Here is a 13,243-nt window from a genome sequence, read left to right as displayed (position 1 = left end):
AGGAGAAATCAAAAGAAAAAATGATGTGTTGGGTGAATATATCTAGACAACTGACAGATTTTTAGTGATTTTGATGAAAGAGAAAAAGGGACCGAGTCCTATACCATTCCAAGACAGAATATTTTAAGATTAAGATGTTTCAATTTAATACATAGGGAGGAAGGAAAAAATGATGTTGAAAAAAGTATTTACACTCGTAACCTTAGCTGTATTGACATTATCTATGTCAATCTCTTCACCAGTATTTGCAAAAGCATCTACAGTCAAAAAACATAACAAAGATGTAAGAGTCACCATCTTACTTGATGCAAGTGGAAGCATGGCAAGAAAAGTAGAGGGAGAACGCAAATTTAACCTCGCAAAACAAGAGGTATTTAAATTTGCTCAGTCACTTCCAAAAGACGCTAAAATTCGTATGAGCTTGTTTGGCTCTGAAGGAAACAACAAAAATTCAGGTAAAGCTCAATCATGTGAAGTCATTAGAGGCGTTTATGGCGTACAGCCTTACGAAAAAGAAAGCTTTGAAAACTCTTTAAACGGACTTGGACCAAATGGCTGGACACCGATTGCTCGTGCTCTTGAACATGCAAAGCAAGCGGATGAACAGCTTAATAATGGAACAAAACATATTGTGTACCTCATCACTGATGGCGAAGAAACTTGTGGCGGGGATCCAGTAAAAGTAGCAAAAGAATTGCATAACTCAAAAGGCTCGACTGTTGTTAATGTCATTGGATTAGACTTTAACGATGGCTATGAAGGTCAATTAAAGCAAGTAGCCAAAGCTGGTAAAGGCCATTACTACCAAGCAAGCACTGGTAAAGAAATGGGTTCTATCCTGTCAGCAGAATCATTAAAACTACACGAATAACTTGCTGAACAAAAGGGAAACGATTGATGTATGCTTTCGTTTCTCTTTTTCTGTACAAATGTAAAAAGGGAGGTTTTTATGAATGAAACGTAATATTGTATTAACCATTTTGGCTAGTCTTGTCCTGCTTCTTTCTTCACCAGCTCATGCTGTGACAAAAAAACAGGAGCCGGCTCATGTGGTGATATTACTCGATTTAAGCGGTAGCATGGCACAATCAATTGAAGGCGAAAAGAAAATCGATATCGCCAAACGTTCTATTCAAAGCTTCGCAAGTATTTTATCAGATGATACACAAGTCCTTCTTCGTGTATTTGGTCATGAAGGAACCAATAAAAATGCTGGAAAAGCAATTTCTTGTGGAAGCTCTGAAGCCGTTTATGGATTTGGATCATATGAGTCATCAACATTTCAGCAAGCACTGAATGTGTATAAGCCAACTGGATGGACACCACTTGCAAAAGCATTAACAGATACGAAGCAAGATTTTGAAGATCACCAGGCTGAAGGGAAAAACATTGTCTATGTCGTCAGTGATGGTAAAGAAACTTGTGGAGGAAGCCCTTCACAAGCAGCAAAGGAATTACATGAAGGCGGAATTGACACCATTGTTAATATCATCGGCTTTGACGTGAATGAAAAAGAAGCCAAAAGTCTAAAGTCTGTTGCAAAAGCAGGCGGTGGACAATATCAACCGGCTGCAAATGCCGAAGAATTGAATCACATTCTACAAAATGCAGCGAGCGCTTTTGGTCAGTAGGATATGAATGGGAGCTGGGGATTGTTTTCCCCAGCTGTTTTTTAGTTTAAGATCAATTCAAAGTGGTTTCTAATTCATCAATTCGTTTCTCCACGTAGTGCTGGTCTTTTCTTGCATGAAAGGTTTCAGCTTTTTCTAATATAGCCGCCGTATTATATTCGGGAATCTGTGAGTAGCTCTCATACACACCCTTTGGAATTAAAACGTTCCCTTCAGGCCAGTAAACAGCGATATTGCCACGTTTCAACTCCCCGAATTGAGCGACTCCTTGGTAGGATCCATATTGATTAAACAAAACAACTGGATCACCTTCTTTGACATAAAGCTCTTTAGCATCTTCGTCATTCATCAAGATAGAATGACGCTTCCCACCATTAAAGGCATCCTTTTCACTATAGATCATCGAGTTGAATTGCTTTCCTCTTCTTGTCGTGATATTAAAATGTCCCTCGGTTTTTCGGTATTGAGGCAGCTGGGCAGGAAGAAGATGTCCTTTGCCGTCCGGTGTTGGACACTCTCCGTCTTCACATAGCCAGGCACCTCCCCATTGAAAAACGTCTCCTTTATGACGTAAATGCTGTATGCCATCATAGTTTCGATTTGCGATCGCAATCTCACGGCGAATGTCTTCAGCCGTTTCGAAATGAATCAGTTCAGCATCTTGTGGGCGTACTCTTTTTGCAAGATCAATATAAATATCCCATTCTGCTCTGGCTTCCTCAATCCGAGGTCCTTCAATTTCTGGACTGAAATATACCATGCGTTCCGTACTAGTTGATGTACCGCCGCCTGGCTGTTCATATCTTGTCATAGCAGGCAGAACAATGACCGTCTCTTCTGCCTGTACTAGCGTAGAGGTATTCAAAATGATATCTTGATGGACACGGAGTTCAAGCTCAGATAATGCTTTTTCGATCGCATCTGGATTTGGCATCGTTTCTAAAAAGTTCCCGCCGCTCGTAAACAGCATTTTGAGTTTTTGCGGATGTTCTTTTGGGAGAGCCATTTTCTCAAAGGATTGCCCAATGGTGTCACCATGCCATTTCGGAATGTCAAACCCCCAAATCTTTTCGATTCTTTCAATATTCTCTTCATCAAAATCACTGCCCGGCAAAACAAATGGGTCAGCACCCATTTCACCAGAACCTTGAACACCGCTATGCCCGCGAATTGGCATGACACCACAATGTTTCCTGCCAATAAATCCACGTAACATAGCAAGGTTAGCGACCTGTGATATATTATCCGTTGCAAAGCGGTGCTGGGTAAGACCCATGCTCCAAATAAAAACGCCTGAATTGGCATTGGCAAGAAGGATGGCAAATTCCTTCATTCTTTCTTTTGATAAGCCTGATGATGCCTCAAGGTCTTCCCATTTCAACTGTGCGACATGCTGCTGTAAATCCTGTATGCCGGTAGTATGAGCTTGAATAAATTCATGATCAAGAGCGGAATGGGGCGCGTGTTGCTCCATGTCAAACCAATGTTTGATGACACCGTTCATAAACGCAATATCGCCGCCTATATTGACTTGATAGAAATCATCTGCGATTTTTGTGCCGAATAAAGCACTTTCTGGAATAGAGGGAACCCAGTACTTTTCCATGGCAGGTTCTTTGTATGGATTGATGACAATAATTTTGGTTCCTTTCTTTTTCGCCGCATACATATATTTAGTGGAAACGGGCTGATTGTTTGCTGCGACAGATCCCCAAAAAATTAAGATATCTGTTCCGATCCAATCGTTGTAATTACAGCTGGAGGCTCCTATCCCAAGGGATCGCTTAAGAGCGGTTTTGCTCGGTGAATGACAAATGCGAGATGCATTATCAATATGATTTGTCCCGATAAAGCGAGCTGCCTTCGCAGCGGTATAATAGACTTCATTTGTAATTCCTCTAGCTGTTAAATAGAAAGCGAGCTGCCGTTTATCAATTGATTTGATTTTAGTTGCGATTTGATCTAATGCATCATCCCAGGAAATACGCATAAAGGCATTGTCACCTTTTTTTCGAATCAGTGGATAAGGGATACGGCCAAGTTTGCGGAGAGTAGTGCTGTCCATTTGTTTGAGCTGTTGAATGTCTTCAAACCATTTTGGATCAATAGCTGGCATTGTATTAAGACGAAGTACATTTAGTCTTGTGGTGCATATATGAGGTCCTGCGAGCGTTTGGTCATATAACCCTGAAACACCAAGGGCACAGCCGTCACACACGCCTTGCGTTAAAATACGATATGCATAGGGGAGATTATCCTTGTTCTCCCAAGCCACTTTCATCGTATCTCGAATGTGTTTCGGCTTTACTTTTCCAAGTCCCATAGGCACAAAAGAGGCCCATAGCTTTGGTGAGGGTTTTTTATTAAGCTTAATAGGCCCCTTATGTTTTGTTTTCCCCATGATATCATCACCCTCCTATTACTTTATAAAGCGTTTTCATATCTAAAAATTACCTTTAGATTGTGATTCTGTCAAATTCAAATTAAGGTCGGGATGAGACAGAAGAAGCAGTAGTAAGGTTTGTTTCTCTAAGCTGCTGAATATCCTTCCGTATGAGAAGAGATATGATAAAAGCGATGAAAAATAAGCCAGAGAACACCATCAGACTCTGCGTGTAGTTACCTGTTATATCCCGGATAAAGGATGAAAATAAAGGTCCTGCTAAACCAGCAGCTGCCCAGGCTGTCAAAATATAACCGTGTATGGCACCAAGTTGTTTCGTGCCAAATAAATCCCCAATATAGGCTGGAATTGAGGCAAACCCTCCTCCATAGCACGTATAAATGATTGCCATCACGATTGAAAAGACGAGTGGTTCTTTTAAGTAGGGAAGTAAAGGAAAAGCAATGAGCTGGATACTAAAGAAGATTGTATACGTATTCGGCCTTCCGATATAATCTGAGAAGGAAGCCCAGCCAATCCGTCCTAAACCATTAAAAGCACCTAAAATGCCAACAAGGGTAGCTGCAGCACCTGCAGTGAATCCAACACTTTCTTGAGCAAGAGGCGATGCTACTGAAATAATGGCAATTCCGCATGTGATATTAATAAAGAGCATGAGCCACAAATAATAAAAACGTCGTGTTTTGATCGCTTCATTTGCTGTAAGCTGTGATAAATCCTGAGGGATTTTTCTTTGATTTGTTTTTAACACATCAAATTGTTTGATGTCATCAGGTGTTGGTGGTGATAAATAAAGAGATGAAATCACCATGATCATAAAATAGGAAATTCCAAGAATGTAAAAGGTATTTGCGATATCTACTTTTTCAATGAGATATTGGATAATTGGGCTGCAAATAAGAGACGCAAATCCAAAACCCATAATAGCTAAGCCGGTTGCAAGTCCTCTTCGGTCCGGAAACCATTTCACTAAAGTTGATACAGGTGCAATGTAGCCTACCCCTAATCCTATCCCAGCGAGTACACCATAAAATAAATAGAGGAGAGGGAGTGAGGACATGTGGACAGCGAATCCTGACCCTGTCATCCCGATACCGAAGAAAATGGCTGAGAAGAGCCCTGATGCCCTTGGACCATATCTTTCAACGAAATGCCCCATGAAAGCAGCAGATAATCCTAAAAATAAAATAGCAATACTGAAGGTCAGGCTTATTTCTGTGAGTGACCACTGAAAGGCCTGATGTAAAGGATTCGTAAAAACACTCCAAGCATAAACAGACCCAATAGATAAATGAATTCCCACAGCACTTGTTGCGATGAGCCAGCGATTTTTCGATTTGTTCATTTTGTTCCCCCCATATAAAGCAATCAAAAAGTTTGATAAGATAGAAATATGTTACAATTTTATGACTTTTTAAAATAATATCATAGTTTGATTGGTTCATATAACTAAATTTGTGCTGAAAGGAAGATCATACAATGAATCCTTCTGTTAAAAAGAAACGAGTTATACACCAATACCGTGAAGGTCAATTTACTTGCAAAACAGATGAAGTTGTAGAAGAATTTCCTTTAACTGTGATCGTGAATGGAGAGGAATTTGTAACACTTGTTTGTTCACCAGATCATTTAAAAGAATTGGTGATCGGTTTTTTAGCTTCAGAAGGAGTCATTCGATTTGAAAATGAGATTAAAAGGTTTACAATAGATGAAAGTATGGGCTTTGCCTATGTTGATTTAGTTCACTCAAGCGAGTTTCAGTCATCAGATTTTACTAAGCGGGTGATTGGTTCTTGCTGCGGGAAAGGGAGACACTTTTATTTTCTCCAAGATGTGAAAACAGCAAAAACAGCCATTGATCGAATCAACATTTCTGCTGATACTTGTATACGCCTAATGAAATGTTTACAAGAAGAAAGTCAATTGTTTCAACATACTGGTGGTGTGCATAATGCTGGACTGTGTGATGCAGAAAAGCTATTCATCACTAGAACTGATATAGGAAGACATAATGCATTAGATAAAATCTATGGATACTGTTTACTTCATCAAATTCCACTTAGAGATAAAATTCTTGTGTTTAGCGGCCGGATATCGTCAGAAGTTCTATTGAAGGCAGCAAAACTAGGAGTGTCGATCGTCATCTCAAAATCAGCACCTACTGAGCTGGCGCTTAATATGGCAGAAGAATTAAATATCACGACAGTTGGATTTGTCAGAGGAGAATCTTTTAATATCTACACTCACCATCAGCGTATAACAGAATAGGAGGCAAAGTATGGACAGTATATTGGATAGGAGACATCGACCATTGCGCGATTTAAGAATATCAGTAACAGATCGCTGTAACTTTAGATGTACGTACTGTATGCCTGCTGAAATTTTTGGACCAGATTATCCTTTTTTGAATAAAGAAGAACTGCTTAGTTTCGAAGAAATTGAACAGCTTGCTACCCTTTTTGCAAAGGACCTAGGTGTGGTAAAAATACGCATCACGGGTGGTGAACCTTTAATGCGAAAAGATTTGCCTATCTTAATAGAAAAGCTCTCAAAAATTCCAGGAATCGAAGATATTGCGATGACAACTAATGGAACGCTTTTACCTGTATATGCTGATAAGTTAAAGAAAGCAGGTCTTCAAAGAGTCACCATTAGTTTGGATTCATTAAATCCTGACCGTTTTAAGCAAATGAACGGAAGGAATATTTCTATCCAAAAAGTGTTTGATGGGATTGAAGCTGCAAAAAAAGCTGGACTTGCTATTAAGATCAATATGGTTGTTCAAAAAGGTGTGAATGATCAGGATGTTTTACCAATGGCAGCTTACTTTAAAAAAGAAGGACATGTTCTCAGATTTATCGAGTTTATGGATGTCGGAAATACGAACAAATGGAATCTAGAGCATGTCATGACAAAGAAAGAGATCATTGGTCTAATTGATTCAACATTTCCCATCAAACCAGAACCTCCTCAATATCCAGGTGAAGTAGCCAACCGATTCTTTTACCAAGATGGTTCAGGAGAGATAGGCATTATTTCTTCTGTTTCAGATGCTTTTTGTGGAACATGTAATAGAGCGAGACTTTCTGCTCGCGGTGAATTGTTTACATGTCTTTTTGCATCATCGGGTTTTGATCTGAAGCGGGTGATTCGCTCAACAAAGGATAATGAAGATATAAAGAACATATTGAAGGAACTATGGTCGAATAGAGATGATCAATATTCAGCTGAGAGAGAGCAGAAGAAAGATCAGAAAAAAGTTGAAATGTCATACATCGGTGGGTAGTGACAACAAAGTATCATGATCATGATTTTTTGAAAAGTAGAGAAAATGTCATAATCATTGTTGAAAATCCTTTTATAGAAATAGGTCTATTCATCTTAGAATCCTGTCATGATCAAAAACCAGCAGAAACTCTGCTGGTTTTTAAAATGTTATTTTGTGGCTCAAAAAGGTTGAGATATGCTTAGAAAATAGATTTTTCAACATTTTTTACTGCTTTACTTTTATGGGAGCTGTGATAAGATCAACTCAATCTTTACCAGCTCGATTTTTTCACTCCTGGAATTTGGCCCTTATAGGCAAGCTCACGAAAAGCAATTCTAGACATTTTAAATTTTCGTAAGTAACCTCTAGGACGACCGGTTAACTCACAGCGGTTTTTTAAGCGAGTAGGGGAAGAGTCTCTAGGTAATTTCCGTAAAGCTTCATATTCACCTTTTTCTTTCAACTCTTTTCTTAATTCTGCATATTTCAATACAAGCTGCTGCCGCTTTTTTTCTTTAGCAATTTTAGATTTCTTTGCCACTTAAAACCCTCCTGGCTTAATGTTGGATTTTCCATTGAAAGGGGTCTTCTTCAAACGTAGTCCATTCTTGATCAAATTCCTCAGGTGTGAGTAAGCATTGATCAAGTGTGCGAATGATATCTGCTTTAGGTAAATCTACGCCAATAAACACAAGTTTTGTATGCCTGTCACCAAATTCTGCGTCCCACTCATCAAGAAGCTCTGGTTCTTGCTTTAATATCTGTGCTTTTTCTTGCTCAGGCAAGGCAGCAATCCAGTAGGCAATTGGTTCAATCGCAACAGATTTTCCAGCCTGTGAAATTAAAATGGTTAAATCATGATGTGTGGCAAGCCATGTAAATCCTTTAGCGCGAACTATTTGCTCTGGCATCTGATCTAACCAATTATTTAACCTGCCAGTATGGAAGGGAAGTCTTCTTTCATAAACAAAGGAGGAGATTTGGTATTCTTCTGTTTCTGGCGTATGCTGAGAATGTCCAGCGTTGATTTCTTTAATCCAGCCAGCAGAAGCACTGGACTTTTCAAAATCGAATAAACCAGTATTTAAAATGTCACTTGGCTTTACTTGCCCTTTTGAGGTTCTGATGATAGATGCTTCTGGTTGAAGTGTGGTCAGCACGTGCTCAAGTCGGTCTAATTCTGAGTTTGATACTAGATCACACTTATTGATAATCAACACATCGCAAAATTCAATTTGATCAATAAGTAAATCGGAAATTTCTCGTTCGTCATCATCGGAAACGGCTTGTTTACGGTCTAATAGACTTTCTCCTGACTGGAAGTCGGTCCAGAAACGGTTCGCATCTACAACAGTAACCATCGTGTCTAACCGGCAAAAGCGCGTCAAATCTATCCCCATTTCTTCATCAATATAAGAGAAAGTTTGCGCGACTGGAATAGGTTCACTAATACCTGTTGACTCAATGACAATATAATCAATATGACCAGTCTTACATAGGCGTTCTACTTCGATTAACAAATCTTCTCTTAATGTGCAGCAAATACAACCATTAGATAATTCAACTAGCTTCTCATCTGATCGAGAGAGCTCACCGCCTTGTTTGATTAGTTCTGCATCAATATTGATTTCGCTCATGTCATTAACAATAACAGCTACTTTTAACCCTTTACGATTTTGTAGTACATGATTTAATATCGTTGTTTTTCCAGCTCCTAAAAAACCGCTTAATACTGTAACAGGTATTCGCTTATTCATTTCCTTCTGTCCCTTTGCCAATGCTCATGTTCATTTCCGCCTCTCTTAAAAAGTAATGATTACGATTTGAAACCTAAAAAATTATTTTGTTTCTCTATGAAGGGTATATTTCTTTAACCGAGGGGAATATTTTTTTAACTCCAGTCGGTCCGGATTCGTTCTTTTATTCTTTGTTGTGATATAGTTTCTGTCACCAGTTTCAGTACAGGCTAAGGTAATTTTTACACGCATCGGTAATAGGAACCTCCTTTAATTCGTAATGGTTACGATTTGTATTTTAAAATGATCAAGATAGAATGTCAAGCTTAGAAGGGTAAAACGATGCCAAATATCAAACAAAAGGGGTATCAAATGTTCATTGATACCCCCTCTCCATTAATAAAAGTCACCAAGCTCTTCTTCGTATTCACCTTCGTAGTGCTGAATGTCACTAGGAATTTCTTGAAGAAATGCTAGACCGCCTAATACCAGCATCAGGATAATGGCGATGAATGATAGAATGGCTGCGACAATACTTGATATGGCAAATAGTGTCTGCATTTTCATCATCTTAGCATATTGTTCTAATAACTCTTCATAAGAAGTATCAGGAGCTTGAATTAATTGTTCCGCTGCGTTTACAGATTTTTGTACATGGATTCCCATCATAATGAGGAAGACGCCAAGGGCAGCAGGAAGAACAAGCCAAAAACCAATAAGAATAGCTAAGCCACCTGAAATATAGAGAAATATACTACCAACTTTTCCCCACTTTGTGATCGAATGAAGAGATTGAATGATTTTCTCAGTTTGTTGCAATGGTGTTCACTCCTTTATGTATTCACTCTTTATCATACTTGAGCAGGTAGTACTTTAGGAAGAGTGAATGTAGAACAATTTTTAAAAATTTCTATCTTCACTTTACTATTTATGGATAAATAAATTATCTTCGAATAAGAAAAAAGTAACATTTACTATGAATTTTAACGTCAATTTATGTCATAAATAAGATTAGTAGTTAAAAATAATTAGTAAAATTATCAAAATATGTTGTTAGTTGTCTTGCAATTGGTTATTATTGTGTTGTATTACCATAAAAATTGGAAGGTGGAATTCATATGTTAGATCGTTTCTTAAACAAAATGACCAATGTTCAACCTGCAGCTTCAAGATGTATTTTGCAAAAATTAGTCACTTCATGCAAATCAGCGCCAACTTGTTTCCTTCAAGGTGTTGGAACTTTCCGTTACTACGTGGATCGTGATACAGGTGAGATTTGTACTAGCCAAGAACGCATTAGATGTGGCTGCTAAATTCAAGGATTTTATTTAATAGGATGTGAACGCATGAGCATATCTTCAATTTCATTCTTAACAAATGCTATGCAGACGTCAAACAGTCGTCAAGCGAGTCAAACATCCAATTCTTTTTTAAACCAAGCAGCGAAAATTGTTCAAGGCGACCATTCTCCAGAAGAGAGAAAGGCATTATTTCAACAACTGACTCTAGTTCAGCAAGGAAAAGATTTAGAGCTTCATGTGTCTAAATTAAAGGAACTAGAGAAAGAGGTTCAAAAAGAATCGTCTTCTTCGTCCGTTACTGTGAATCAGCATGGTGACCAAGTAGATATTTCAAATGAGGCTCGCAGTGAGTTTGAACAAGCTGAGGAACAAGCCACAGCTTCAAGTGAAGCGAGTGAAATCGTCGCAAGGGAAAAGGATCAGGATGTACAGGCAGATTCAAACTAATAAAAAAATGAGGCGTGTGTTTTTTATCTTCACATGCCTCATTTATGTTTATTTTGCAGAAAACCTTGAATAAAGACCATCCGGAAAAGGGGCTGCATATGAGATTGTTTCATCTTCTTCTACCATGATGTAATATGGAAACTCTTCAATATGAAAGGTGCCTATCATTTGTTCGTCCACTGAGATAATTCGCATGTTGGTTTGGTTATCACGATATAATTCTTGATCCTCTTCTTTTCCATTCTTTAGCAAAATACTAAAAGAAATGTCTAATTGACGCTGCTTTTTCGTTTCTAGGAATTGTTCCAGTGATGGGATGCAATGCGGACATGCTGTGTCAGTGAATATAAGCAGCTGCTGCTTGTGATTGGTTTGCAGTAGATCATTTATTTGAATAGGTGATGTTTTTTCAAGTAGCGGATGAACAAATTTTTGCCCAACATGCTGGATCGGTAAGATGATTAATTCCATCTGGTGTTTTAAATAGATCATGATTCCGATCGTCAATAAAAGGCTGCAAAGAATAAGAGTTAGCTGTAAAAGTAAGATTGAAGTCATCGTATATCGTCCTCTCAGAATGAAGTTACGCAGAGCTATCATAATATAAATATCAAAAATATGTCAATTATACTAAATGGTGTAAGGTGGAGCGTTTGATGAGTACAGTGAACCATTGTTTATATGCAATCTCCTATACTTGGAAAAGAAGTCGATCATATCTTCTATTAACTCTATTCATCCAAGTGATCGTTGGCTTTATGCCTTTGGCTAGTGTCTGGATTATTCAAACATTGATTAATGAAATTATTTTATTCATGACTTCTTCAGGAGATATTCAAAAGGTCTTAAGGTTATTTGGGTTGCAAATGGTCATTGTGATTTTAGGATATGGGCTTCAATTCATTCTTCAGCTTAGTCAGCAGAAAGCGACAAATCTGATTGGTTTGCATTTGAAGGGTGAATTGCTTCAAAAAGCGATCAGGCTTCCATATATTACATTTGAACACCCGTCTTTTTATAATGAAAGTCAACGTGTGATGAACAGTCATCAGCATGTTCTGAGTATGGTTAGAAGTATTTTTACAATCATGAGCGCATTGATTACTGTTGTATCACTTCTCATTTATATGATTGGTATCCATTGGGGCTTGGCGGTCATTCTGATCTTATGTACTCTGCCTGTCTTGTGGATTGAGCTTTTCTTTGGAGGTGCACGGTATCAATTAAACCGCATGTTAACGGCCAATGATCGAAGAGAAATGTATGTGTCTGATCTTGTTGCGCAGCGAGATTCATTGAAGGAAATCCGTTTATATGGAATTGGAAATTATCTTCTTCAAAAATGGCAAGGTCATTATGTAAAAAGTGCAGATGAAAAATATAAATTACTAAAACGTCAGGTTCGCTGGGAGATGGCAGGCGGATTGCTTATGACATTTGCCTATGTGTGCTGTGGTCTTTTTATTGTCTTTCTTATCTTTCAAAAGAAATTAGCTGCGGGTACGTTTGTCGCTGTGCTCCAAGCTGTGCAAAATATTCAAAGTGGTTTTCAGGATTTGACGAGGGAATGTTCTAGTTTATATGAAACGAGTCTCTATATTGATGAAATGAGAACTTTTCAAAAGAGAGAAGAAGAAATTGATGAGCAGACAGAGGAAGCGGCATCGCTTCGTAGGATTGAATGTATTCAGTCCATTACGCTAGAAAATCTCTCTTTTACCTATCCGAATATGAAAACGCCTGCTATTGAACATATACATTTTCATATCGATAAAGGTGAACGCATTGCATTGGTGGGGGATAACGGATCAGGTAAGACGACCTTGATTAAATGCTTGACCGGTTTATATGATCCAGACAAGCCGAATATGCAAAGGGTCAATGGTGAATCGATTTCGACCATTTATAAAAAATCATATCATGCGAGAATGGCCGTCCTTTTTCAAGATTTTATGAAGTACGAATTCACTGTGAAAGAAAACATTGGATTTGGCCGTATCGACGAAATAGATAAGGAAGAGCGCATGATCTCAGCTGCACGGCAAGCAGGCATAGAGAAAAGAATTCATCAAATGGAAGAAACATACGATGCGCAGCTTGGCCGGTTTTTTGAAGAAGGTCATGAACTATCTGGGGGACAATGGCAAAAGCTTGCGATGGCGAGAACCTTTTTTAGAGAAAGTGATTTTATCATTTTAGATGAACCGACTTCTGCTCTCGATCCGCTATCGGAGATTTCACTCATTCGAAAGCTATTCGATCATACTCAGGATCAAGGGGTCTTGTTTATCACCCACCGTATGGGAGCGGCCCGCTTAGCAGACCGGATTATCGTGATGAAAGATGGTGCTTTCGTTGAAGAGGGGAACCATGAAGAGCTGATGGCGCTAGATGGAGAGTACAAAAGGCTTTACGAGGCACAATCCCAACTATTTCAACAAAAGGAGATGGCGTAA

At 38.6% G+C, this 13,243-nt stretch carries 14 protein-coding genes; 7 read left to right on the top strand and 7 right to left on the bottom strand.

Annotated elements, in window-relative coordinates:
* The first annotated feature begins 172 nt into the window (after positions 1-172).
* Both NST39_RS17850 and NST39_RS17845 read left to right on the top strand, forming a co-directional pair.
* Positions 173-871 (top strand): VWA domain-containing protein, encoded by a 699-nt coding sequence (locus NST39_RS17850; protein WP_340913877.1) that lies wholly within the window; start codon positions 173-175, stop codon positions 869-871.
* Between the two features lie 82 nt (positions 872-953).
* Positions 954-1,631 (top strand): VWA domain-containing protein, encoded by a 678-nt coding sequence (locus NST39_RS17845; RefSeq protein ID WP_065097868.1) that lies wholly within the window; start codon positions 954-956, stop codon positions 1,629-1,631.
* Between the two features lie 52 nt (positions 1,632-1,683).
* Here NST39_RS17845 and NST39_RS17840 read toward each other — a convergent pair whose 3' ends face one another.
* Together NST39_RS17840 and NST39_RS17835 are read right to left on the bottom strand one after the other, a co-directional pair.
* A complete protein-coding gene (locus NST39_RS17840; RefSeq protein WP_341029602.1) occupies positions 1,684-4,032 on the bottom strand; it encodes an FdhF/YdeP family oxidoreductase in 2,349 nt (782 codons plus the stop codon).
* Positions 4,033-4,114: 82 nt separating this feature from the next.
* Positions 4,115-5,380 (bottom strand): L-lactate MFS transporter, encoded by a 1,266-nt coding sequence (locus tag NST39_RS17835; protein WP_341029601.1) that lies wholly within the window; start codon positions 5,378-5,380, stop codon positions 4,115-4,117.
* A 134-nt stretch (positions 5,381-5,514) separates the two neighbouring features.
* On the opposite strand from NST39_RS17835, the gene fdhD reads away from it, so the two are divergent.
* Positions 5,515-6,303 carry a formate dehydrogenase accessory sulfurtransferase FdhD gene (gene fdhD / locus NST39_RS17830; RefSeq protein ID WP_341029599.1) on the top strand — a complete coding sequence of 263 codons (789 nt, stop codon included), beginning with the start codon at positions 5,515-5,517 and terminating at the stop codon, positions 6,301-6,303.
* Between the two features lie 10 nt (positions 6,304-6,313).
* The gene (gene moaA / locus NST39_RS17825) at positions 6,314-7,321 is read left to right on the top strand and encodes a GTP 3',8-cyclase MoaA (RefSeq protein WP_065097872.1); all 1,008 of its coding nucleotides are present in this window, start codon (positions 6,314-6,316) and stop codon (positions 7,319-7,321) included.
* Positions 7,322-7,574: 253 nt separating this feature from the next.
* On the opposite strand, the gene rpsN is transcribed toward moaA, so the two are convergent.
* The 4 genes from rpsN to NST39_RS17805 all read right to left on the bottom strand — a co-directional run bounded on the left by rpsN (position 7,575) and on the right by NST39_RS17805 (position 9,858).
* Positions 7,575-7,844, bottom strand: coding sequence for a 30S ribosomal protein S14 (rpsN, locus tag NST39_RS17820; RefSeq protein WP_003215208.1), 270 nt, complete (start codon positions 7,842-7,844; stop codon positions 7,575-7,577).
* A 16-nt stretch (positions 7,845-7,860) separates the two neighbouring features.
* Complete coding sequence (locus tag NST39_RS17815; protein ID WP_341029596.1) at positions 7,861-9,060, bottom strand: GTP-binding protein; 1,200 nt, start codon at positions 9,058-9,060, stop codon at positions 7,861-7,863.
* An 81-nt stretch (positions 9,061-9,141) separates the two neighbouring features.
* The gene (rpmG, locus tag NST39_RS17810; protein ID WP_003214771.1) at positions 9,142-9,291 is read right to left on the bottom strand and encodes a 50S ribosomal protein L33; all 150 of its coding nucleotides are present in this window, start codon (positions 9,289-9,291) and stop codon (positions 9,142-9,144) included.
* A 144-nt stretch (positions 9,292-9,435) separates the two neighbouring features.
* Positions 9,436-9,858 carry a DUF5362 family protein gene (locus NST39_RS17805; RefSeq protein WP_050944429.1) on the bottom strand — a complete coding sequence of 141 codons (423 nt, stop codon included), beginning with the start codon at positions 9,856-9,858 and terminating at the stop codon, positions 9,436-9,438.
* 299 nt (positions 9,859-10,157) lie between these two features.
* On the opposite strand from NST39_RS17805, the gene NST39_RS17800 reads away from it, so the two are divergent.
* A complete protein-coding gene (locus NST39_RS17800) occupies positions 10,158-10,352 on the top strand; it encodes a hypothetical protein (protein ID WP_003215165.1) in 195 nt (64 codons plus the stop codon).
* Between the two features lie 33 nt (positions 10,353-10,385).
* Complete coding sequence (locus NST39_RS17795) at positions 10,386-10,787, top strand: hypothetical protein (RefSeq protein WP_341029594.1); 402 nt, start codon at positions 10,386-10,388, stop codon at positions 10,785-10,787.
* A gap of 48 nt (positions 10,788-10,835) precedes the next feature.
* On the opposite strand, the gene NST39_RS17790 is transcribed toward NST39_RS17795, so the two are convergent.
* A complete protein-coding gene (locus tag NST39_RS17790) occupies positions 10,836-11,345 on the bottom strand; it encodes a thiol:disulfide interchange protein (protein WP_268485120.1) in 510 nt (169 codons plus the stop codon).
* 98 nt (positions 11,346-11,443) lie between these two features.
* Here NST39_RS17790 and NST39_RS17785 point away from each other — a divergent pair, with 98 nt between their 5' ends.
* A complete protein-coding gene (locus NST39_RS17785) occupies positions 11,444-13,243 on the top strand; it encodes an ABC transporter ATP-binding protein (RefSeq protein ID WP_341029588.1) in 1,800 nt (599 codons plus the stop codon).

The organism is Bacillus sp. FSL W8-0645 (assembly GCF_038007905.1).
Taxonomy (GTDB): Bacteria; Bacillota; Bacilli; order Bacillales; family Bacillaceae; genus Bacillus; species Bacillus pumilus.
Note: the sequence above shows the minus strand (reverse complement) of the source record. Positions and strands in the feature narration are given on the sequence as shown.